At 73.3% G+C, this 22675-nt stretch carries 22 protein-coding genes; 14 read left to right on the forward strand and 8 right to left on the reverse strand.

What is annotated here, in order from left to right; translation table 11 throughout:
• The first annotated feature begins 115 nt into the window (after positions 1-115).
• From ACWCP2_RS28395 to ACWCP2_RS28435, 9 genes are all read left to right on the forward strand, one after another.
• Complete coding sequence (locus tag ACWCP2_RS28395; protein WP_450911423.1) at positions 116-1789, forward strand: polyamine aminopropyltransferase; 1674 nt, start codon at positions 116-118, stop codon at positions 1787-1789.
• 128 nt (positions 1790-1917) lie between these two features.
• Positions 1918-2805, forward strand: coding sequence for a CoxG family protein (locus ACWCP2_RS28400; RefSeq protein WP_450911424.1), 888 nt, complete (start codon positions 1918-1920; stop codon positions 2803-2805).
• 66 nt (positions 2806-2871) lie between these two features.
• A complete protein-coding gene (locus ACWCP2_RS28405; protein ID WP_450911425.1) occupies positions 2872-3660 on the forward strand; it encodes an aldose epimerase family protein in 789 nt (262 codons plus the stop codon).
• A 21-nt stretch (positions 3661-3681) separates the two neighbouring features.
• On the forward strand, positions 3682-4221 hold the full coding sequence (gene pyrE, locus ACWCP2_RS28410) for an orotate phosphoribosyltransferase (RefSeq protein WP_450911426.1): 540 nt from the start codon (positions 3682-3684) through the stop codon (positions 4219-4221).
• A 254-nt stretch (positions 4222-4475) separates the two neighbouring features.
• Complete coding sequence (gene fbaA, locus ACWCP2_RS28415; protein WP_243330679.1) at positions 4476-5498, forward strand: class II fructose-bisphosphate aldolase; 1023 nt, start codon at positions 4476-4478, stop codon at positions 5496-5498.
• Positions 5499-5595: 97 nt separating this feature from the next.
• Entirely contained in the window at positions 5596-6009 is a 414-nt protein-coding gene (locus ACWCP2_RS28420) for a DUF3151 domain-containing protein (protein ID WP_266879810.1), read from the forward strand.
• A 266-nt stretch (positions 6010-6275) separates the two neighbouring features.
• Positions 6276-7124, forward strand: coding sequence for a tryptophan 2,3-dioxygenase family protein (locus tag ACWCP2_RS28425; RefSeq protein WP_450911427.1), 849 nt, complete (start codon positions 6276-6278; stop codon positions 7122-7124).
• Complete coding sequence (gene kynU / locus ACWCP2_RS28430) at positions 7117-8328, forward strand: kynureninase (protein WP_450911428.1); 1212 nt, start codon at positions 7117-7119, stop codon at positions 8326-8328. The genes ACWCP2_RS28425 and kynU overlap by 8 nt, the downstream gene beginning before the upstream one ends.
• A 167-nt stretch (positions 8329-8495) precedes the next feature.
• Positions 8496-9407: an alpha/beta hydrolase family protein gene (locus ACWCP2_RS28435; protein WP_450911429.1), complete on the forward strand. Its 912-nt coding sequence runs from the start codon at positions 8496-8498 to the stop codon at positions 9405-9407.
• 21 nt (positions 9408-9428) lie between these two features.
• Here ACWCP2_RS28435 and ACWCP2_RS28440 read toward each other — a convergent pair whose 3' ends face one another.
• Positions 9429-9968: a carboxymuconolactone decarboxylase family protein gene (locus ACWCP2_RS28440; RefSeq protein ID WP_450911461.1), complete on the reverse strand. Its 540-nt coding sequence runs from the start codon at positions 9966-9968 to the stop codon at positions 9429-9431.
• Positions 9969-10203: 235 nt separating this feature from the next.
• Positions 10204-11487, reverse strand: coding sequence for an adenylosuccinate synthase (locus ACWCP2_RS28445; protein WP_327305424.1), 1284 nt, complete (start codon positions 11485-11487; stop codon positions 10204-10206).
• Between the two features lie 184 nt (positions 11488-11671).
• Here ACWCP2_RS28445 and ACWCP2_RS28450 point away from each other — a divergent pair, with 184 nt between their 5' ends.
• The 3 genes from ACWCP2_RS28450 (at position 11672) to ACWCP2_RS28460 (ending at position 14501) form a co-directional block, all read left to right on the forward strand.
• The gene (locus ACWCP2_RS28450; RefSeq protein WP_450911462.1) at positions 11672-12655 is read left to right on the forward strand and encodes a diacylglycerol kinase; all 984 of its coding nucleotides are present in this window, start codon (positions 11672-11674) and stop codon (positions 12653-12655) included.
• Between the two features lie 23 nt (positions 12656-12678).
• Positions 12679-13080 carry a hypothetical protein gene (locus tag ACWCP2_RS28455; protein WP_450911430.1) on the forward strand — a complete coding sequence of 134 codons (402 nt, stop codon included), beginning with the start codon at positions 12679-12681 and terminating at the stop codon, positions 13078-13080.
• Between the two features lie 878 nt (positions 13081-13958).
• Positions 13959-14501, forward strand: a complete 543-nt coding sequence (locus ACWCP2_RS28460; protein ID WP_450911431.1) for a hypothetical protein — start codon at positions 13959-13961, stop codon at positions 14499-14501.
• Here ACWCP2_RS28460 and ACWCP2_RS28465 read toward each other — a convergent pair.
• Positions 14476-15174: an alpha/beta hydrolase gene (locus ACWCP2_RS28465; RefSeq protein ID WP_450911432.1), complete on the reverse strand. Its 699-nt coding sequence runs from the start codon at positions 15172-15174 to the stop codon at positions 14476-14478. The two genes, ACWCP2_RS28460 and ACWCP2_RS28465, sit on opposite strands and share 26 nt — an antisense overlap.
• A 200-nt stretch (positions 15175-15374) precedes the next feature.
• Positions 15375-15884, reverse strand: a complete 510-nt coding sequence (locus tag ACWCP2_RS28470; protein ID WP_450911433.1) for a GbsR/MarR family transcriptional regulator — start codon at positions 15882-15884, stop codon at positions 15375-15377.
• A gap of 75 nt (positions 15885-15959) precedes the next feature.
• Here ACWCP2_RS28470 and ACWCP2_RS28475 point away from each other — a divergent pair, with 75 nt between their 5' ends.
• Positions 15960-16877, forward strand: a complete 918-nt coding sequence (locus tag ACWCP2_RS28475) for an ABC transporter ATP-binding protein (protein WP_450911434.1) — start codon at positions 15960-15962, stop codon at positions 16875-16877.
• Positions 16874-18469, forward strand: coding sequence for an ABC transporter permease (locus tag ACWCP2_RS28480; RefSeq protein WP_450911435.1), 1596 nt, complete (start codon positions 16874-16876; stop codon positions 18467-18469). The genes ACWCP2_RS28475 and ACWCP2_RS28480 overlap by 4 nt, the downstream gene beginning before the upstream one ends.
• Before the next feature lie 81 nt (positions 18470-18550).
• Here ACWCP2_RS28480 and ACWCP2_RS28485 read toward each other — a convergent pair whose 3' ends face one another.
• The 4 genes from ACWCP2_RS28485 to ACWCP2_RS28500 all read right to left on the reverse strand — a co-directional run bounded on the left by ACWCP2_RS28485 (position 18551) and on the right by ACWCP2_RS28500 (position 22572).
• Positions 18551-19210, reverse strand: coding sequence for a response regulator (locus ACWCP2_RS28485; protein ID WP_450911436.1), 660 nt, complete (start codon positions 19208-19210; stop codon positions 18551-18553).
• Positions 19207-20532 carry a sensor histidine kinase gene (locus ACWCP2_RS28490; RefSeq protein ID WP_450911437.1) on the reverse strand — a complete coding sequence of 442 codons (1326 nt, stop codon included), beginning with the start codon at positions 20530-20532 and terminating at the stop codon, positions 19207-19209. Before ACWCP2_RS28490 ends, ACWCP2_RS28485 begins: the two co-directional genes overlap by 4 nt.
• Positions 20533-20620: 88 nt before the next feature.
• Entirely contained in the window at positions 20621-21295 is a 675-nt protein-coding gene (locus tag ACWCP2_RS28495; protein WP_450911438.1) for a response regulator, read from the reverse strand.
• Entirely contained in the window at positions 21292-22572 is a 1281-nt protein-coding gene (locus tag ACWCP2_RS28500; protein WP_450911439.1) for a sensor histidine kinase, read from the reverse strand. The genes ACWCP2_RS28495 and ACWCP2_RS28500 overlap by 4 nt, the downstream gene beginning before the upstream one ends.
• Between the last annotated feature and the right edge of the window lie 103 nt (positions 22573-22675).

Below are 22675 nucleotides of genomic sequence, written 5' to 3' on the forward strand. Positions count from 1 at the left end.
GGGGTCGCGGGGTCGCGGAGTTGCCCCGCGGTTACGCCAACTGCCCGAACCAGTGCGCCACTTACACCCATGTGGGTGACCGGATGCGAGCAGGTGGTGACGTACGGTTCGCTTCATGATCGACCGTTCCGCCCCGCGCGGGGTGCTCCGCACCCGGTGGCGCCGCCCTCCGGCTCCGGAGCCGCGCGGTGCGGCCCGCGTCCAGGCCGCCCTGCCCGTACGGCCCAGGACCGGCCGACTCCTCGTCCTGGCCACCGTGTTCGTCTGCGCGGCCTGCGGGCTCGTATACGAACTGGAGCTGCTCGCCCTCGGCTCGTACCTGATCGGCGACTCCGTCACCCAGGCGTCGGTCGTGCTGTCCGTCATGGTCTTCGCCATGGGCGTCGGCTCCCTGCTGGCCAAGGCCCTGCGCGCCCGCCCCGCCTTCGGCTTCGCCCTCGTGGAGGCGGGCCTCGCCCTGCTCGGCGGGCTCTCGGCCATGGCGCTCTACGCCAGCTTCGCCTGGCTGGGGGAGTCCCGGCCCGCGCTGGTCGCCTTCTCCTTCGCCATCGGCGTCCTCATCGGCGCCGAGATCCCGCTGCTGATGGTCCTCATCCAGCGCATCCGCAGACAGGACGCGGGCGGCGCCGTCGCCGACCTGTTCGCCGCCGACTACGTCGGCGCCCTCGTCGGCGGCCTCGCCTTCCCCTTCCTGCTGCTGCCCGTCCTCGGACAGCTCACCGGCGCCATGCTCACCGGCGCCGTCAACGTCATCGCCGGCGGCGGCCTCGTCCTGTGGCTGTTCCGCCGGGACCTGAGCCGCCGCTCCCGCTGGCTGCTCGTCGCCGTCAACATCACCGTCCTCGCCGTCCTGGGCTGCGCCACCGTCCTCGCCGACGACTTCGAACGCGTCGCCCGCCGCGCCGTCTATGGCGGCGAGGTCCGCGTCGCCGTCCAGACAGGAGTGCAGGAACTCGTCCTCACCGGTCCCCCGAACGGCTCACCGCGCTCCCTCGACCTCTTCCTCGACGGCCGCCTGCGGGTCAGCGGCTACGACGAGTACCGCTACCACGAGGCCCTCGTGCACCCCGCGATGACCGGCCCCCACGCCCGGGTCCTGGTCCTCGGCGGCGGCGACGGCCTCGCGGCCCGCGAGGTGCTGCGCTACCGCGACGTCGCCTCCGTGACCGTCGTCGAGCTCGACCCCGGAGTCGTGCGGCTCGCCCGGACCGACCCGATGCTCTCCGCGCTGAACAAGCGGGCCTACGAGGACCCGCGGCTCGGCGTCGTCACCGCGGACGCCTTCCGCTGGCTGCGCTCACCCGGCGCCCGGGCCCGCTTCGACGTCATCGTCTCCGACCTGCCCGACCCCGGGATCACGCCCAGCACGAAGCTGTACTCGCAGGAGTTCTACGGGCTGGCCGCGCGGGCCCTGCGCCCCGGCGGGCGGCTCGCCGTCCACGCGGGGCCGCCCGGCACCAGGCCCCGTACCTACTGGACCGTCGAGGCCACCCTGCGCGCGGCCGGCCTGCGCACCGCCCCCTACAGCGCCGGCGGCCGCCTCTCGGGCTTCGCCGCGGGCCCCGACCGGGTGCTCGGCGCGTCCGCCGCGTCCGCCGCGAAGCTCCCGCAGGACTGGGGCTTCGTCCTGGCGGCCCGCGACGGCGTGCCCCGGCTGCGCGTGGACCGGGAGACGCCCGCCCTGCGGTCCCTGTCCACGCAGTCCCTGGCCGACGCGGCCCGGGACACGGAGCGCACCCGGGTGGCGGGCCTCCCGCCGTCGACGCTGCCGCACCCGAGGTACTCGTAGGGCGCCCGGAGCCGTGGGGTGCCCGGAGCGCCGGAGCGCCGGAGCGCCGCGGGCGACCGCGCGAACACGGCGGATCCGGACCGCAGCACTCGCTGACGGGGAGCGGCCGCGTCGGTAGGCTCGACCGCATGGAGCATCAGGTGTTCGTTCCGGTTCCCGCCGCCGATGTCCGCGCCGTGCTGCGCGACCCCGCCCGGGTGGCACGCTGCGTGCCGGGGCTCCAGCAGGACGCCGACACCGAGGCCGGGCCGCTGTCCGGCCGGCTGAAGGTGCGGGTCGGCGGGCACACCGTCACCTACCGCGGCACCCTCTCCGTCACCGAGCAGGACCCGGACCGCTTCACCCTGGCGGGCGAGGGCACCGAGGTGCGGGGGAGCGGGAGCGTGAAGCTCTCCCTCTCCCTGCGCCTCACCGAGGCGGACGGCGGCACCCGGCTGGAGTTCACCGCCGAGTCCGCCGCCGAAGGCCGCGCCGCCGCCTTCGCGCCCGACGCCTCCGCCACGGCTGGGCACCGCCTCCTGGACCGGGCCGCCGGGCACCTCGCGGCCCTCGCGGTCGACGACGCCGCCGGACCCGGGGACGCGGCCGCGGACAGCGCGGAGCAGGACCGCGGCCAGGGCCGCGACCAGGGCGGCGACCAAGGCCGGGACCAGGACGCGGACCAGGACGCGGACCCCGGACCCGGGTTCACCGAGGTCACCGCGTCCGTGTTCGACACCGACGTGCCGCCCCCGTCCCTGGACCCGTTCCTGGAGGGCACCTTCGAGGGCATGGCCGACCTCGGCGACCTCGCCGGCCCCCCGCGCCCGCCGGCCGAGGCCGCGCACGCCCGCCGCACGATGATCGGCCGCAGCGCGGAAGAGGTCGACCACGCGCCCCCGCGCGGCCGCTACGCCCCCGTCCCCGCCCCCACCTCCGCCACCTCGAACCCCCACCTGCGCTGGATCGCCCCGGCCGCCGCCGTGGCCGTGGCCTCGGCGGTCCTCCTGGGACGGGCCCTGCGCCGCCGCGGCTGAACCGGGACGCGCCCGCTTCCCGCCGTGCGGCCCTGAACACCCCGCCGGGCTGACTAAGGTCATGGCATGAGTACGCAACTGCGCGCCGGCGGCGCCGAGGTGACCATCGACCAGGAGAACGGCTGCCGGATCAGCAGTCTGCGCATCGACGGGACGGAGCTGCTGCGGCAGGGGGACCACTACGGGTCCTTCCCCATGGTCCCGTGGTGCGGCCGGACCAGGAACGGGCAGTTCCAGGACGGCGCGACCCTGCACCAGCTGCCGCTCAACCACCCGCCGCACGCCATCCACGGCTTCGGCCGCGACGCCGCCTGGCGCCCCGCCCGGGCCACCGCCACCGAGGCCGCCTTCACGTACCCGCTCGCCGACCCGTGGCCGTACGAGGGCGTGGTCACCCAGATCTTCGAGCTCGGCGAGAACGCCCTGACCCTGACGATGGGCATCGAGACCTACGGGGACTCCTTCCCGGCGCAGGCCGGCTGGCACCCCTGGTTCCACCGCAACCTGGGCAACGGCGGCGAGGACGTCCGCATCGCCTTCGAGGCCGCCTGGCAGGAGGAGCGCGGAGACGACCACCTGCCCACCGGCAACCGCATCGATCCCAAGCCCGGTCCCTGGGACGACTGCTTCGGCATGCCGTACGGGGTCGACGTCACCCTCACCTGGCCCGACGCCCTGGAGCTGAAGGTCACCAGCCGCTCCGAATGGGTGGTCGTCTACGACGAGGAGTCCGAGGCGGTCTGCGTGGAACCCCAGTCGGGCCCGCCGAACGGGCTGAACAGCCTCCCGCAGCTGGTCACCCCCGTGGACCCGCTGGAGATCTCCACGACGTGGACGTGGCGGCGGCTCGGGTAGTGCCCAATTAAGCTCAGGGTCATGAGTGACGTACGCGATGCGCTTCTGCAGCAGATCAAGGACAAGGCCGTCGTGCACGGCAAGGTGACCCTCTCCTCCGGCCGCGAGGCCGACTACTACATCGACCTCCGCCGGATCACCCTGGACGGCGAAGCCGCCCCGCTGGTCGGCCAGGTCATGCTCGACCTCACCGCGGAGCTGGAGTTCGACTGCGTCGGCGGCCTGACCCTGGGCGCCGACCCGGTCGCCACCTCGATGCTGCACGCCTCGGCCGCGCGCGGTGCGCGCCTGGACGCCTTCGTCGTCCGCAAGGCGCAGAAGGCGCACGGCATGCAGCGCCGCATCGAGGGCACCGACGTGAAGGGCAAGCGCTGCCTGGTGGTCGAGGACACCTCGACCACCGGCGGTTCCCCGCTGACCGCCGTCGAGGCGGTCCGCGAGGCCGGCGGCGAGGTCGTCGCGGTCGCGACGATCGTCGACCGCGGCGCGGCGGACGCCATCGCGGCCGCCGGGCTGCCCTACCTCACGGGCTACCAGCTGGGTGACCTCGGTTTGTCCTAACCCTTGGACGGTGGGTCGTGCTTCCGCACAACTGGTGACTTAGGTCCCCGAACGTCCGGAAGTAGGCCCTGACCTGCGTCTTTTGGGCCGGGGGGTGTGTTTCACGTGAAACACACCCCCGGGATCGGCCCGCGCGGGGCCGTCGCGGAGGTGGAGTGGGGGCCCGAGTCTGGAAAGATGGGCACGACGGCAACGTCGCCCCCAGGTCAGGGCCCGCAATAAGCACACTCCCCGCACATCCAAGGAGCGGACAGATGCCCATCGCAACCCCCGAGGTCTACAACGAGATGCTCGACCGGGCGAAGGCAGGCAAGTTTGCCTACCCGGCGATCAACGTGACCTCGACCCAGACCCTGCACGCTGCACTGCGCGGCTTCGCGGAGGCCGAGAGCGACGGCATCATCCAGATCTCCACCGGTGGTGCGGAGTTCCTGGGTGGCCAGTACAACAAGGACATGGTCACCGGCGCCGCCGCCCTGGCCGAGTTCGCGCACATCGTGGCCGCCAAGTACGACATCACCGTCGCGCTGCACACGGACCACTGCCCCAAGGACAAGCTGGACGGCTACGTCCGCCCGCTGCTCGAGATCTCCGCCGAGCGCGTGGCCCGCGGCCTGAACCCGCTCTTCCAGTCGCACATGTGGGACGGTTCCGCCGAGACCCTGGCCGACAACCTGGCCATCGGCCAGGAGCTGCTCGCCAAGGCCGCCGCCGCGAAGATCATCCTTGAGGTCGAGATCACCCCGACCGGTGGCGAGGAGGACGGCGTCAGCCACGAGATCAACGACGAGCTGTACACCACCGTCGACGACGCGCTGCGCACCGCCGAGGCCCTGGGCCTGGGCGAGAAGGGCCGCTACCTGCTGGCCGCCTCCTTCGGCAACGTGCACGGCGTCTACAAGCCGGGCAACGTCGTCCTGCGCCCCGAGCTCCTCAAGGACCTCCAGGCCGGCGTCGGCGAGAAGTACGGCAAGTCCTCCCCGTTCGACTTCGTCTTCCACGGCGGCTCGGGCTCCACGGCCGAGGAGATCGCCACCGCGCTGGAGAACGGCGTCGTGAAGATGAACCTCGACACCGACACCCAGTACGCCTTCACCCGTCCGGTCGTGGACCACATGTTCCGCAACTACGACGCGGTCCTGAAGGTCGACGGCGAGGTCGGCACCAAGTCGAAGTACGACCCCCGCACCTGGGGCAAGGCCGCCGAGGCGGGCATGGCCGCGCGCGTCACCGAGGCCTGCGCGAACCTGCGTTCCACGGGCACCAAGCTCAAGTAGCCCCGGCTTTCCCGGAAGGGCCCGGCCCCACCGTCCACGGACGGCGGGGCCGGGCCCTTCCCGCGTGCCGGCATTCCCCATCCGACAGACTGTGGGCATGTCTCTTCACCAGAACCTCCTCGGGGGCCCCGCCCCCACCCACCTCCCCGACGAGCCGGGCATCGCGGCCCTCGCCGCGGGCACCCCCGCCGTCGAGGTGGCCGCCGCGCACCCGACCTCCTCCCTGGCCTGGGCCCTCCTCGCCGACGAGGCCTTCGAGGCCGGCCGCACGGTCGAGTCGTACGCCTACGCCCGTACGGGCTACCACCGCGGCCTGGACGCGCTGCGCCGCGCCGGCTGGAAGGGCCACGGCCCGGTGCCGTGGGAGCACGAGCCGAACCGCGGCTTCCTGCGCGCCCTGAACGCCCTGGCCCGCGCGGCCGGCGCGATCGACGAGAAGGAGGAGTACGAGCGCTGCTCGACCTTCCTGCGCGACTCCTCCGAGACGGCCGCGGACGTTCTCGGCGCCTGACGCGAACCCTTCCGCGACCGGGCGGGCTCCTCGCGGGTCCGCCCGGCCGCGGAAGCCCCGGGGCGCGGAAGCCCTCGGCCGCGGCAGCCCCGGGGTGCGGAAGCCTCCGGCCGCGAAAACCTCCGGTCGCGGAAAGTGACGTGCGCCACTGACTATTGAAGCCCTGCGGCAGGACCGTCTTATGATGCGGACAGGGGACCGGAGCTCCACTCACCTCACCGGAAGGAGCGGACCGCTACCCGGAAGCACGTATCGAGGAGACAGCGATGTCGCACGCCCTTGATGCCTCCGGAGACGGCGGTTCGGACACCCCGAACCTCGACTTCGCCGGCACGACCCCCTACGAGGACTACGTCCAGGCGGACGTCCTCACCCACCTCCAGCAGCTGCGCTCGGACGACCCGGGCGAGATGGTCTTCCTGGTCACCACCCAGGTCATGGAGCTGTGGTTCACGGTCATCGTCCACGAGTGGGAGACCGCCTCGAAGGCGCTCCGCGAGGACGAGCTCCCCGTCGCGATGGACGCGCTGAAACGATCCCTCCGCGAGCTGGAGGCCCTCAACGCCTCCTGGCGCCCCCTCGCCCAGCTGACCCCGGGCCAGTTCAACGCGTACCGCTCCGCCCTCGGCGAGGGCTCCGGCTTCCAGTCGGCGATGTACCGCCGGATGGAGTTCCTGCTCGGCGACAAGGCCGCCTCCATGCTGGTCCCGCACCGCGGCGCCCCGCGCGTCCACGCGGAGCTGGAGAAGGCACTCCACGAACCCAGCCTCTACGACGAGGTGCTGAGCCTCCTCGCCCGCCGCGGCCTGCCGGTCCCGCAGTCGGTCCTCGACCGCGACCTCTCGCAGCGCTACGAGCCCTCGGCCGAGGTCGAGGCCGTCTGGACGGACCTGTACGCCACCCCGGACGCCCACCTCGACCTGCACCGGCTCGGCGAGGTCCTGACCGACGTCGCCGAGCTCGTCTGGCGCTGGCGCAACGACCACCTGGTCGCCACCCGGCGCGCGATGGGCGCCAAGACGGGCACCGGCGGTTCGGCCGGCGTGACCTGGCTGGAGAAGCGGGCCCAGAAGAACGTGTTCCCGGAGCTCTGGACGGCGCGCAGCCATGTCTGACACGCACCCGGGCACCGACCTGGCCGTCCGCGCCGAAGCCTTGGACGCGGCCGATCCCCTCGGCAAGCTCCGCGACCGCTTCACCCTCCCCGAGGGCGTGGTCTACCTCGACGGCAACAGCCTCGGCGCGCTTCCCACGGGGGTCGCCGCACGCCTCGCCGAGGTGGTCACGGAGCAGTGGGGCACCCGCCTGATCCGCTCCTGGACCGAGGGCGCGGCCAACTGGTGGAACGCCCCCGAGCGCATCGGCGACCGGATCGCCCCGGTCGTCGGCGCCGCCGCCGGGCAGGTCGTCGTCGGCGACTCCACCAGCGTCAACCTCTTCAAGGCCCTCGTCGGCGCCGCCCGGCTGGCCCCACCCGGCCGGACCGAGCTGCTCGTGGACGCCGCCACCTTCCCCACCGACGGCTACATCGCCGCATCGGCGGCCCGGATGACGGGCCTGCGCGTCGTCCCGGTCGACCCGGCCGCCGCCGCGGAGGCGATGGGCCCCGACACCGCCGTGGTCCTCCTCAACCACGCCGACTACCGCACCGGCCGCCTGCACGACCTGCCCGCCCTCACCGCGGCCGCGCACGCCGCGGGGGCGCTCGCCGTCTGGGACCTGTGCCACACGGCCGGGGCGCTGCCCGTGGGCCTCGACGCCCACGGGGTGGACCTCGCGGTGGGCTGTACGTACAAGTACCTCAACGGCGGCCCCGGCGCCCCCGCGTACCTGTACGTCGCGGCCCGCCACCAGGGCGCCTTCGACTCACCGCTGCCCGGCTGGAACGGCCACGCGGACCCGTTCGCGATGACCCCCTCCTACGAGGCCGCGCAGGGCGTGGCGCGGGCCCGCGTCGGGACCCCGGACATCCTGTCCATGCTCGCGCTGGAGGCCGCCCTGGACGCCTGGGACGGGGTCGCGGTCGAGGACGTCCGCGCGAAGTCCCTCGCGCTGACCGACTTCTTCCTCGACTGCGTGGCGGCGTACGTCCCCGCGGGCAAGGTCGAGGTGGTCACCCCCACCGGGCACGACCGGCGCGCCAGCCAGGTGTCGCTGCGCACGGAGAACGCCGACGGGATCATGCGCGAGCTGATCTCCCGCGGGGTGATCGGGGACTTCCGCGCCCCCGACGTCCTGCGCTTCGGATTCACCCCGCTGTACGTGGGCTTCGCGGACGCGGAGCGTGCGGCGCGCACACTGGGTCACATTTTCGGGTGAACCGGTAGCGAAACGTCACATCACCGCGCGGGCGGGGCTACGGCCCCGCCCGCGCCGGTATCTCCCCGGCCCGCCACGGAGGGGAGCGTTCCGGCCTGATACGGTCCCGCTCTGCCGGACCGGAACACCAGTCCCCCTCGTCCCCTGCGTTACCGGAGGTTGAGCCGATGACGGACCCCGCTGTCGAACGGGACGCCGCCGAGGCCGCCTCGGCCTTCTCCCATCCGCCCGTGACCCCCGACGCCACGGCCGCCTACGGTGAACACCCCGACCAGACCGTCTACTTCCACGCCCCGCGCGGGGAGCGGGCGCAGCCGGGCGCCGCGCGCTCCGCGCCGCTGGTCGTCGTCCTGCACGGAGGGGCCTGGCGCTCCCCGTACGACCGGCAGCACATCAGCCCCTTCGCGGATTTCCTGGCCCGGCAGGGTTTCGCCGTCGCCAACGTGGAGTACCGGCGGGGCCAGTCCCCGGCATCGCTGCCCGTGCCCCATCAGAACGCCGAGGGTCCGGTCGCCGGCCGCTGGCCCGAGACCTTCGACGACGTGGCCGCCGCACTGGACGCCCTCCCGGAGCTGGCCGCCGGCGCCCTGCCGGAGGCCGACCCGCGCCGCATGGTGCTGACCGGCCACTCGGCCGGAGGCCACCTCGCGCTGTGGGCCGCGGCCCGGCACGTGCTCCCGCCCGACGCCCCGGCCGGCTGGAGACTGCCCTCGCCGCCGCTGCTGCGGGGTGTGGTGGCGCTGGCCCCGATCGCGGACTTCGCGGTGGCGGAGGAGCTCGGTGTGTGCGGGGGCGCCTCGGCGCAACTCCTGGGCGGGGCCGAAGCCTTCGCCGCGCGGCGCCCGTACGCCGATCCGGCGGCGCTGCTCCCGACCGGCATCGCGACGGCCGTGGTCCAGGGGCGCGCAGACATCGTGGTCCCGGAGGCGGTGTCGGAGGCCTACGTCGCGGCGGCCGCGCTGGCGGGGGAGATGGTGGGCCTGACCCTGCTGGACGGGGTGGGCCACTTCCCCCTCATCGACCCGGCGGCGGACGCGTGCGCGGTGGTGTCGGAGGAGATCGCACAGCTGGCCTGGTAGCTCCGTAGCTCCGTAGCTCCGTCAGTCCCACTGCTCGTCCGCGAGCGAGGTGACCGGGGCCGGCTTCCCGATGACGGCCAGGGCGATGAAGAAGTTGATCTGGCCGATCGCGATGGTGAGCGTGGCGAGCGCCTTCTCGTCGTAGTGCTCCGCGACCTCCGCGTACAGCGCGTCGGAAACCCGCTCCCTGCCGTACGGGGCCGGCTGGAGGGTCGCCTCCACCAGGGCGAGCGCCGCCCGCTCGGCCCCGGTGAAGCAGCGGGCGTCCGTCCAGGAGGAGACGGCGGTGATCCGCTCCTCGGTCTCCCCGGCCTTGCGCAGGAAACCGGTGTTCAGGGTGGTCAGGTAGGTGTTGCCGACGATCTGCCCGGCGCGCAGGTGGACGAGGCTCATGGTGGTGCGCGGCACGGAGCGGTTGCCCGTGGCCCGGAAGAGGGCGGCGCTGATGTCGGCCAGCTCGGGAACGAACGCGCCGGGGTCGGGCATCCGCGAGCGGGAGGCGGTGGTGGCGGCCGGGGTGCCGGTCGGGGTGCCGGTCGAGGTGTTCGTCGGGTTCGGCATGTTCGTCATGGCTGCTCTCCTTCAGGTCCGCCCCGTTGGCGTCCCACCGCACTGACCCGCGGGACCGCGCGGATGTGACAGGGCGCGGAGGATTTCTTTTCCGGGTGCCCGGGTGCCCGGGTGCCCGGTTGCGCGGGTGCGCGGGTGCGCGGAGAAGGGTGCGGGTACGCCGAAGGGGCGGTGCGCGAGGTGCGCACCGCCCCTTCGGACGGACTGCCGGAGGTGCCCGGACCGCCTAGAGGAACGAGTTGATCTCGATCGTCTCGGTGCGGCCGGGGCCCACGCCGATCGCGGAGATCGGGGCGCCCGACATCTCCTCCAGGGCCTTGACGTACGCCTGGGCGTTCTTCGGGAGGTCCGCGAAGGTCTTGGCCTTGGTGATGTCCTCGGACCAGCCGGGGAAGTTTTCGTAGATCGGCTTCGCGTGGTGGAAGTCCGTCTGCGAGTACGGGAGCTCCTCGACGCGCTTGCCGTCGATCTCGTACGCGACGCAGACCGGGATCTCTTCCCAGCCGGTCAGCACGTCCAGCTTGGTGAGGAAGAAGTCCGTCAGGCCGTTGACGCGGGTCGCGTAGCGGGCGATCGGGGCGTCGAACCAGCCGCAGCGGCGGTCACGGCCGGTGGTGACGCCGCGCTCGCCGCCGATGCGGCGCAGGGCCTCGCCGTCCGCGTCGAACAGCTCGGTCGGGAACGGGCCGGCGCCGACGCGGGTCGTGTACGCCTTCAGGATGCCGATGACGCGGCTGATCTTCGTCGGGCCGACGCCCGCACCGGTGCAGGCGCCACCGGCGGTCGGGTTCGAGGAGGTGACGAAGGGGTACGTGCCGTGGTCGACGTCGAGCAGCGTGCCCTGGCCGCCCTCGAAGAGCACGACCTTGTCCTGGTCGAGCGCCTTGTTGATGATCAGGGTGGTGTCGGCGACGTACTGCTTGATCTGCTCCGCGTAGCCGAGCAGCTCTTCGACGATCTGCGCCGACTCGATCGCGCGGCGGTTGTACAGCTTGGTGAGGAGCTGGTTCTTGCCCTCCAGCGCCGCTTCGACCTTCTGGGTGAGGATCGACTCGTCGTAGAGGTCCTGGATCCGGATGCCGACGCGGTTGATCTTGTCCGCGTAGGTCGGTCCGATGCCGCGGCCGGTCGTACCGATCTTGCGCTTGCCGAGGAAGCGCTCGCCGACCTTGTCGAGGGTGACGTTGTACGGCGTGATCACGTGCGCGTTGCCGCTGACCAGCAGCTTGGAGGTGTCGATGCCGCGCTCGTTCAGACCGCGCAGCTCGGAGAGCAGGACGGCCGGGTCGATGACGACACCGTTGCCGATGACCGGGGTGCATCCGGGGGAGAGGATGCCGGAAGGGAGAAGGTGCAGCGCGTACTTCTGGTCGCCCACGACGACCGTGTGGCCGGCGTTGTTGCCGCCCTGGTAACGCACTACATAGTCAACGGATCCACCGAGCAGGTCGGTGGCCTTTCCCTTGCCCTCGTCACCCCACTGAGCTCCGAGCAGCACAAGAGCGGGCACAGGCGTACACCTCTTCCGGATGGGGCATGTCCAAGGTCAGGGGGCGTACGACGATGTACACCGCAGGCTGAGCCGTCGGACCGGTACCCCGGAATAGACGAAGGCCCTGGCGCAATAGCGCAAGGGCCTCTTGCACAAAGATGCTACCCGAGGAAGGACCGAGGTGTCGGCTCCAGAGCCCACCATGAGCCATGCGGGCGCGCCGGTAGGCGGTCTGCTCGTGCTCGTCGACCCGGTCGCCCGCCGTCTTGACGGCGAGTCCGTGCGAATTGCGAAAGATGTGTTGTCAGCGGGAGCGGCGGCGAAAATTTGTCTCCCGGACTCACGGGAGGAGTTTGCGCGGGCCCTCGCCCGCCGGGGTCATCGGCAGCCGGTGATCGTGGGCGACGACCGTGCGCTCGTACGGGCCGTCGGGCTGCTGCACCGGGAGCGGGCGCTGTCCGAGGGAGCCGTTTCGCTGATTCCGGTGGGGCCGGCGCCTTCCCTGGTACTGGCCTTGCAGCTCGGCGTGCCGCTGTCGGCCGTGGCGGCCGCGCGGGCGGTCCTGGACGGGGCCGTCTGCATGCGGGACCTGCTGGTCGACGACAGCGACGGGGTGGTGCTGGGCGGGATCGGCATCCCGCCGCCGCCCGTGGGGCCCGGATCCGGATCCGGGGCCCGGTCCGGGCCCGGGGGCGTGCCGCGGCCGGCCGGGCCGTCGGTGTGGAACGCGTACCGCTCGCTGGTCCGTACGTTCGGCCGCCCGGCGGGCGCGCCGTCCGCCACCGGGTCCGGTGGCGGCCACCGGCTGCGGGTGGAGGCCGACGGGGTGGTCCTGGCGGACGTGGACGGGCTGGTGGAGGACCTCGCCGTGTCGGCCCGGGAGGGCGACGGGCTCGCGGACGTGCTGGTCCGGATGAGGGCGTTGGCGGCACCGGGTCCGGGCGGCGCGGGCGCGGGCGCGGGCCGGGGGGCCGGCACCGGGGCTGGGCCCGTCCCCGTCCCCGGATCGGGATCCGGGGGCGGAGACGGCTCCGGCCGGGTGGTGCGGGTGCGGGCGTCGGCGGTGACCGTGTCCGGGGAGGACTTCCGCTACCGGTCGGACGGCGGCATCACCGGCCCGGTCCGGCGTCGTACGTGGACCTTGCGCCCCGGTGCCTGGGGGCTGACACTGCCGCTGCAGCGCTGACGCAGGAGGCGGAGGCGGGAGCGATGGCGCGGGGCGGGATCGTGGACGTTCCCTGGTGGATCGGGGTGGTCCGGTGGGTGACGCTCACCGGGGCCGCCCTGTGCGCGTTCGCCAGGAACGCGGGGATCGGCGCGGCCTACGACGACCCGACGGTGTCCTTGAGGGTGGTCGGCCGGAGCGCGGACGAGCGGAGCTGCGTGATGCCCTGGCGGGACCGTGCCTTCGGGGAGCAGGAGCGGACCGCCGCGTTCCGTTGCCCGGCGCAGGAGGCGAAGGCGGCCACCCACCGGCCCTGGCGGGGCCGCCTCCACGAGGTCGGCGCAGCCGGCCCGGGCGTGCGGTGGGCGGGCCCGCTGGGCGCCCTCGGCGTGATGACGACCGCCTCCGGCTTCGTCCTCGGCATCCGCAGGAACTTCGTATGGTGACCGGCGACCCGGCCGGCGAGCCGGCCGACGAGCCGCCGATGGCCGGGGCGCCGGTGCCGCCCGGGGCGTCCGTGCCCGGAGTGCCCGTCACGGAGCTGCCCGTGACGGAGTCGTGCGTGCCTGGGCTGCCGGTGTCCGGGGCGTCCGTGTCCGGAGTGCCCGTGACGGAGCTGCCCGTGCCCGGAGTGCCCGTGCCCGGAGTGCCCGTGCCCGGGGTGCCGGTGCCCGGGGTGCCGGTGCCCGGGGTGCCGGTGCCCGGGGTGCCGGTGCCTGGGCCGCTGGTGGCCGGGTCGTCCGTGCCCGGAGTGCCCGTGACGGAGTCGTGCGTGCCCGGAGTGCCCGTGCCCGGGCTGCCGGTGGCCGGGGCGTTCGTGCCTGGGGCGCCCGTGACGGAGCTGCCCGTGCCCGGAGTGCCCGTGCCCGGGGTGCCGGTGCCTGGGCCGCTGGTGTCCGGGTCGTCCGTGCCCGGGGTGCCCGTGCCTGGGCTGCTGGTGTCCGGGTCGTCCGTGCCCGGATTGCCCGTGACGGAGTCGTGCGTGCCTGGGCTGCCGGTGTCCGGGGCGTCCGTGTCCGGAGTGCCCGTGACGGTGCCGCCCGTGCCCGGAGTGCCCGTGCCTGGGCTGCCGGTGGCCGGGCCGCCCGTGCCTGGGGCGCCCGTGACGGAGCTGCCCGTGCCCGGGGCGCCCGTGCCTGGGCTGCTGGTGGCCGGGGCGTCCTTGCCTGGATTGCCCGTGACGGAGTCGTGCGTGCCTGGGCTGCCGGTGGCCGGGCCGTCCGTGCCCGGAGTGCCCGTGTCTGGGCTGCCGGTGGCCGGGGCGTTCGTGCCTGGGGTGCCCGTGACGGAGCTGCCCGTGTCCGGGGTGCCCGGGGAGGCGGACGTGCGGGATGCGCTTGGCGACTGGCGGCAGGACGCGCTGCTGATTCTGCTGCTGCCGGTGCTGTGCTGGCCCGCGCTGATCGGGGCGCTGGTCACCCACCCCGCGCCCCTGCGGGCGGTCCTGCTGGGGGTGCTGTGCCTGCCCGTGTTCGTCGCCCTCCGGGAGCTCCACGTCGCCCGGCGCGTGCGCCGGGTCCTGCGGGATCCGGAGCTGCGCTGGACCCCGTACGACGTTCGGGTGCTGCGCGGGTACGGGCTGCCGCCGCTGCTGGTGCTGAGCGGCGGCTCCGGCGGCCGCGGCCGCGGCGGGCCGTGGGTGCTGTCGCTGGGGCCGCTGGGGCGGCGGGTGATGCCGGCGCGTGCGTGGCCCCGTACCGATCCGGCGCAGTCGCCGGCGCCGGATCCGCCGCCGGAGCGGTTCGTGTGGCTGGCCGGGGACCCGGGGCCCGGGGCCGTGGTGTGGGCGCCGCGCGCCCGGGAGCTGGGCCGGGCGCGCAGGGTGTGGCGGCGGGGCGCGCTCAGGCGGAGGCGGCCGCCTCGATGAGGTCGCAGACCGGGCCGGGCCGCGAGGCGAGGGAGGCGTGGCTCGCGTCGAGCTCGACGGTCTTGCGGGGGTTCATCCGGGCCGCCATGCGGCGCTCGTTGTCCGGATGGATCATGCGGTCGGCGGTGGAGACCTGGTACCAGGACGGCTTCGCGCGCCAGGCCGGCGCGGTGACGGCGTCGCCGAAGGTGGAGGCGAGGGGAGCCTTCTGCGTCACGGCCATGACCAGGGCTTCCTCGGGCGTGAGGTCCTGGGCGAAGCTCTCGTGGAACCTGTCCTGCCGGACCCACAGGTAGCCGTCGGAGTCGGGCGCGATGTTCTCGAACGCCGCGGGCGGCTTCTCCTGGCTGATCCCGCCGGGGCTCTCGCCGGAGTCGGGGGCGAAGGCGGCGACGTAGACCAGTCCGGTGACGTTGGGCAGGTCGCCCGCCTCGGTGATGACGGCTCCGCCGTACGAGTGGCCGACGAGGAGCACCGGCCCGTCGATCTGCCGGACCATCTTGCGGGTCCGCTCGGCGTCGTCGGCGAGGGAGGTCAGCGGATTCTCGACGGCGTGCAGGTCGGTGTGCCCGCGGCGGTGGAGCTCGCCGATGACCTTGGCCCAGTGGGCGGCGCCGCCCCAGAAGCCGTGGACGAGGACGATGGCGGGGGTGCGGGCGGTGCTGTCGGCCATGAGGTTCTGCTCCTGAGTCCGGTGTACGGAGTCAGGTGTACGGAGTCCCGTGTCCTGGGTCCCGTGCCCTGAGTCCGGTGTCCTGAGTCCCGTGGCCGGGAAGCAGGCCCCCCGGGCCACGCTAGGCGGACGGTCCGGGGGCCGCCACGGGGCCGGAGGCCGGCACGGTCCGGGGGCCGCCACAGGGCCGGCGACCCGGGCTACGGCAGGTTCAGGGTCGCGCGGTGGGCGCGCCAGCGGTCCATCAGGCCCAGGAGTTCCGCCTGCATGAACTCGAAGAACGCCGCCGTCTCGGCGACCCGGGCGCCCGCGGGAGAACCGGGGCCGAGGCTGTCCGCGCCGTCGCGGAGGGTCTTCTCCCAGTGGGTCAGGATCTGGTCCCGGCGGGTGAAGGTCTCGTACCAGAGCTCGTTGTGCAGCACGTAGCGGTCGCGCCGCGAACCCGGCTCGCGCTCCCGGCTGACCATGTTGACCTGGGAGAGGTAGGAGACGGCCCCCGATACGGCCGCGGGGCTGATCCGCAGGGCCGCGCCCAGCTCGGCCGAGGTCATCGCGCCGCCGTCGCTGGCGAGCAGCCGGGCGAAGACGCGCGCCGCCATCCGCTGCATCCCCGCCTCGGTCAGCTGCGCGGCGAACCGCTCGACGAAGCGGGAGACCGCTTCCTCGTCCCGGTCCCGGGGGCCCGCCTCGTCCATCACGTCTTCGTTCATGTCGTCCGCCACCCTCCCGACTTTACGTGATTCCCGACCTTCACAAAATTGTGAAAGAAGCGTACGTTCGGAAACATGACGAAGGCAATCAGCGCCGCCGGACTCCACAAGGCGTTCGGCCGCACCCGTGCACTGGACGGTCTCGACCTCGCGGTAGCCACCGGAGAGGTCCACGGATTCCTCGGCCCCAACGGCGCCGGCAAGTCCACCGCGATCCGGGTCCTGCTCGGTCTGCTGCGCGCCGACTCCGGCGCCGTCGCACTGCTCGGCGGCGATCCGTGGGCCGATGCCGTCGAGCTGCACCGCCGCATCGCCTACGTACCCGGCGATGTCACCCTCTGGCGCAACCTCTCGGGCGGCGAGGTCATCGACCTCTACGGCCGCCTGCGCGGCGGCCGGGCCGGCCTCGACCGGGCGCGCCGCGCCGAGCTGATCGAGCGGTTCGAACTCGACCCGACCAAGAAGGGGCGCACGTACTCCAAGGGCAACCGGCAAAAGGTCGCCCTCGTCGCCGCCTTCGCCGCCGACGTGGAGCTGCTCATCCTCGACGAGCCCACCTCCGGGCTCGACCCGCTGATGGAGGAGGTCTTCCGGAGCTGCGTCCGCGAGGCCCGGGCCGCCGGCCGCACCGTCCTCCTCAGCTCGCACATCCTCAGCGAGGTCGAGACCCTCTGCGACCGGGTCAGCATCATCCGCACGGGCCGTACGGTCGAGACCGGCAGCCTCGCCGAACTGCGCCACCTGACCCGCACGTCGATCAGCGCCGAACTCGCCGGGCCTCCCAACGGCCTCGCGCACCTGCCGGGCGTCCACGACGTGGAGGTACGGGACGGGAAGATCCGGCTCCAGGCCGATACGGACAAGCTGGACGCCGTGCTGCGGTCGCTGGCCACCTCGGGGGTACGGTCCCTGACGGCGGCCCCGCCGACCCTGGAAGAGCTCTTCCTGCGGCACTACGCCCCGGCCGCCGGGGAGACGGGGGAAGCGCGATGAACCACCGTCAACTGGCCGGGACCGGCGCCCTGCTGCGCCTCGCCCTGCGCCGCGACCGCCTCATGATGCCGGTCTGGATTCTGGTCGTGGCCGGCCTGGTGCTCAGCCTCCCCGCCTCCCTCGAATCGGTGTACGCGACCGGGGCCGAACGGGCCCGCCTCCTCTCCACCATGAGCGCGAACGGCTCGCTCCGCGCCCTCTACGGCCCCGCCTTCGGCGATTCCACCGGCGCGCTCACCGCCTGGCGCGGCGGGGTCTTCGCCGGGCTGCTCGCCGGGGTCATGAGCCTGATCATCGTGATCAGGCACACCCGCGAGGAGGAGGAGACGGGCCGTCAGGAACTCCTTTCCGCGGCGATGGTGGGTCGCCGGGCCCCGCTGACGGCGGCCCTGCTGGCGGCCCTGGCCGCCAACGCCTCGGTCGCCCTCCTCGTCACGGCCGGGCTCGCGGGCCGGGGCGCGGGCGGAGCGCTGGCCCTCGGGCTCGGGATCGGCGCCACCGGGATGCTGTTCGCGTCGGCGGCCGCCGTCACGGCGCAGCTCACCGAGAGCGCCCGGCTCGCCAAGGGGCTCGCCGGGGCGCTGCTGGGGGCGGCCTTCGTCCTGCGCGCCGCGGGCGACGCGGGCTCCGTGGCCGGCGCGTCGGCGGCGACCTGGATCTCACCGCTGGGCTGGCTGGAGCACGTACGGGCCTTCGCGGCCGAACGCTGGTGGGTGCTCGCCCTGTTCGCGGTGTCCTTCGCGGTCCAGACGGCGGCGGCCTACGCACTCGCCGGCCGCCGCGACCTCGGCATGAGCTTCCTGGCGGTCCGCCCGGGCCCGGCCGAGGGGCGGCTCGGCAGCGCCGGTGCGCTCGCGTGGCGGCTGCAGCGGGGCGGGCTGCTCGGCTGGAGCCTCGGATTCCTGCTGGCCGGTGCGGTGTTCGGGGGGATGGCGGACGGAGCCGCCGAGCTGGTCGGTGACAACGCCAGGACCCGGGAGATCATCGAACGGATGGGCGGCGCGGGCGGTGCGGGTGGCGCGGCGGGCCTCACCGACGCCTTCCTGGCGACGATGGCCGGGATGCTGGGGCTGGTGGCCGCCCTCTTCATCGTGTCGGCGGTACTGCGCCTGAGCGCCGAGGAATCGGGGCAGCGGGCGGAGCCGGTCCTGGCGCATTCCGTCGGCCGGCTGCGCTGGGCCGCCGGTCATCTGGCCGTCGCCTTCGGCGGGTCGGCGCTGATCCTGCTGCTCGGCGGGCTCGGCCTGGGCCTCGGCCACGGCACGGACCTCGCGCGAACCGTCGGGGGCACGCTCGCGCAGCTCCCCGCGGTATGGGTGATCGGGGCCGTCGCGGCCCTCCTGTACGGGGTGGTCCCCGGCCAGGCGCCGGCCGCCTGGGCGGTGGCCGGGGCCGCGCTGGCCCTCGGCTGGATCGGCCCCGCACTGAACCTCCCCCGGGCGGTCCTCGACCTGTCGCCCTTCGCCCACCTGCCCCGGATCCCCGGCTCCGAGGCCCTGACCTGGGCTCCTCTGCTCACGCTGACCGCGCTGGCGGCGGCTCTCCTGGCCGCTGCCCTGACCGCCCTGCGCCGCCGGGACCTGGTGGCCTGAGCCCTGGCATCCCTTGATCCACGCCCGTCCGAAAAGTTGTCCACAGCTGTGGACAACTTTTCGGGGTGGGCCCCGGCCCGTCTAAGCGGGGGTCACCAGCCGTGTCTCGTACGCGAACACCGCGGCCTGCGTGCGGTCCCGCAGTCCCAGCTTGACCAGGATCCGGCTCACGTGCGTCTTGATGGTGGACTCGGCGATGATCAGCCGGTCCGCGATCTCCGCGTTCGACAACCCCTGGGCGATCAGCACCAGCACCTCGGTCTCCCGCTCCGTCAGCTCCGTGACCGCGCCCGAGCCCACCTGCGTCCGGGTCTCCGACAACTTCGAGAACTCCGTGATCAGCCGCTTGGTCACGGAGGGGGCCAGCAGTGCCTCCCCGGCGGCCACCACCCTCACCCCGTCGGCCAGTTGGCGGGCGGAGGCGTCCTTGAGGAGGAACCCGGACGCACCGGCCCGCAGGGCCTGGTACACGTACTCGTCGAGGTCGAAGGTCGTCAGGACCAGCACCTTCGCGTCCGTGTCGGCGGCCACGATCTCCCGGGTCGCCTCCAGACCGTTCATCTCCGGCATCCGGATGTCCATCAGCACCACATCCGGCTTCAGGGCCGCCACCTGGGCGATGGCCTCCCGCCCGTTCACCGCCTCCCCGGCCACTTCGATGCCGTCCATCGCGTTCAGCAGGACGGAGAACCCCTCCCGGACCATCATCTGGTCGTCGACGATGAGCACGCGGATCGTCATGTCGGATCCTTCACCGGGTCCGGACGGTTGGCGGCCACGGGTATGAACACCGCCACCTCGAACCCCCCGGAGTCCAGCTCCCCGGCGGTCATCTCCCCTTCCAGCATGGCCACCCGCTCACGCATCCCGGTGACCCCCTGCCCGGCCCCCGGCGAGGGCCGCACGTCCCCGGTGCCGGCCCCGTTGACGATGCGCAGGCCCAGCCCGCCCAGTACGTACGAGACCTCCACCCCGGCAATCGCGCCCGGCGCGTGCCGCAGGGTGTTGCTCAGGGCCTCCTGGATGATCCGGTAGGCCGACAGCTCCACGCCCGGCGGCAGTTCGCGCACCGCGCCCGTCACGGTCTTGTCCACACTCAGCCCGGCCTCCCGCACATTGGCCAGCAGTCCGTCCAGCGAGGCCAGCGTCGGCTGCGGGGCGTCCGGTGCCTCGTAGTCCGCGGAGCGGACCACGCCCAGCACCCGGCGCAGCTCGGTCAGGGCCGCCACCGCGTTCTCCCGGATGGTGACGAACGCGGCCTCCAGCTCCGGCGGCGGATTCTTCACCCGGTAGGGCGCGGCCTCCGCCTGGATGGCCACCACCGACATGTGGTGGGCGACCACGTCGTGGAGCTCCCGTGCGATGGTGGTCCGCTCCTCCAGCAGGGTCCGCCGGTCCCGCTCGACGGCGGTGACCTCCTGCTGCGCGGTGACCTCCTGCTCCGCCTGCTTGCGGATGTTGCGGATGCTCACGGCCAGCAGGGTGAGCGCCGAGGCGAAGGCCATCGGGCCGATGTTGACCGTCTGACCCCCGCCGAGCACGATCGATATCGCGCTGCCGAGCAGCACCGTCAGCAGCCACATCCAGCCGGCGGTCCGGGGACTGGTCCGCAGGGCCACCAGGGTCACCGTCGCCAGATACGAGGCGAACGTGACGGGAATCCACGGCCAGTTGGGATCCCACTGGTTGGGGAGCGCGAAGACCAGGGTGACCGCCATGGCCGCCCAGAACGCCGCGACCGGCCGGACCAGGGTCAGCACCACAGGGAGACCCGCCAGCAGTCCCATCACCAGGGACACGGCCTGCGGCAGCCCGCTCGTGACGGTGGCGAAGACCACGATGAAGAAGGCCACCGTGCAGACGACCGCATGCGGCAGATGTGCGGCCTCCACCCGTATCCGCGCCGGGAGCCGACGGGTTAGCGGCCCGTCCGTGTGCATCGGACGCAGGGGCCGGTAGGCGAAGGCGTCGGTGATCAGAGTCTCGCGCAGGCTCTGAGCGAAGCCGGAGGCCAGCCGCAGCTCGGGTGTCCGGGGGGTCGCCCCGTGGGTCGTCTCGGTCATGTTCCCCACGGTAGGCGGGCCCCGGCCTGGTCCGCGTCGCCGCTGAAGGGGATTTCCCGGGGTCCCCCTCAAGTACTACCCGGGCCGTTCAGTAGCCCGTCGGACGGATCAGACCCGTCTCGTACGCGAACACCGCCGCCTGCGTGCGGTCCCGCAGCCCCAGCTTCACCAGGATCCGCCCGACGTGCGTCTTGACAGTCTGCTCGGCCAGGATCAGGTGCCCGGCGATCTCCGCGTTCGACATGCCCTGGGCCACCAGCGACAGGACCTCCGTCTCCCGCTCCGTCAGCTCGTCGAGCCGCGCCTTCGAAGGCGCCCGCGGAGCCCCCAGCCGGGAGAACTCGGTGATCAGCCGCTTCGTGATGTTCGGCGCGAGCAGCGCCTCCCCGGCGGCGATCACACGGACCGCCTCGGCGAGCTGATCGGCCGAGGCGTCCTTGAGGAGGAAGCCCGAGGCGCCGGCGCGCAGCGCCTCGTACACGTACTCGTCGAGGTCGAAGGTGGTCAGCACCAGCACCTTCACCGAGGAGCCGGGGGCGCCGGTGATCAGGGAGGTGGCCTCGATGCCGCCCATCCCGGGCATCCGGATGTCCATCAGGACCACGTCCGGCGCCAGTTCGGCGACCTTGGCCACGGCCTCGGCCCCGTCGACGGCCTGCCCGACGACCTCGATGTCGGGCTGGGCGTCGAGGAGCACGGTGAAGCCCTGGCGCACCATCATCTGGTCGTCGGCGATCATCACCTTGATCGGGGCAGCAGTCATGAGTCCTTCTTCGTCTCGGGGCCGGCGGAGGCCACGCCGCTCGGGGACACGGGATCCATCGGGAGCACGGCGCTCACCTCGTACCCCCCGTCCGGGCGGGGGCCGGCGGCCAGCTCACCCCCCAGCATGCCCGCTCGCTCCCGCATCCCCAGCAGCCCGTGCCCCGCTCCCATCGTCGGCGGCGCCGGACGGGTGGGAGCCGTGTTGGCCACGCACAGGTGCACATCGCGGGGCCCGTAGGCGATGCCGACCTCGACCCGGGAACCCGGCGCGTGCCGCAGACAGTTGCTCAGTGCCTCCTGCACGATCCGGTACGCCGTCAGTTCCACACCGGGCGACAGCGCCCGGCGGATGCCCGCGATCTCCACGGTGACCTCCAGCCCGGCCCCCCGCACGTTGTCCACGAGGCCGCCCAACTCGGCCAGTGTGGGCTGCGGATGGTGGGGATCGGTCGCCTCGTCCGGATGCTCGGAACGCAGCACCCCCAGCACGCGGCGCAGCTCCGTCAGCGCCTCCACGGCATTCGCGCGGATCCCCGCCAGATTCTCCTTGAGTTCCTCCGACGGGTTCTCCACCAGGTGAGGGGCCACCTGCGCCTGGATGGAGATCACGGACATGTGGTGGGCGACCACGTCGTGCAGCTCACGGGCGATCCGGCTGCGCTCCTCCAGCAGGGTGCGCCGGGCGCGCTCCTCCTCGGTGAGGGTCTCCTGCTCGACGAGCTTGGTGCGGGTCAGGCGGGTGGCACGCAGGGCGTAGCCGAGGAGGCCGGTGAAAGCGAACAGGAGGATGGCCCCGGGGGCGCTGGTACCACTGTGCTCGGGCTTGAAGAAGCCCTCGGCCAGCCCGGTGCAGGCGACGACCAGGGTCACCGCCCCGACGGTCACCCGGGGCGGCACCCGCAGGGCCACCAGCAGCAGCACCGGGGCGAAGGCGAATATCCCCACGGGCATCCACGGCCAGCTCTGGCCCTGGCCCACGTGGTCGTGGATCCGCGCGGCGATCAGTGCTCCCGCGGTCAGGCCGAGCCAGTACCCGGCCATCGGCCACCGGATCGCGATCACGATGGACCCGCCGACCAGGATCGCCAGCAACTGCCGGACCGAGCCGTGGACCTGGTAGTGGTTGCCGAGCTGCTCCGTGGTCACGGCGAAGAAGGCCACGCCCAGATAGAGGAGCACGAGGTGAGGGAGCCAGGCCAGCCAGCGCGGCTTCGACATCCTCGGAAGGGGGTCGGCCTTCAGGTCCAGGAGCCCCAGCGCCACATCCCGCACCACGGCCGAAGCCCTGCCGGAAGAGCCTCCCGGTTCCTTGCCGGCCACAGCCACAGCCGCAGCCGCAGCCGCAACCGCAGCCGCGCGCTGTGCCGGGGCCGGGGCC

Source organism: Streptomyces sp. NPDC002104 (genome assembly GCF_053593795.1).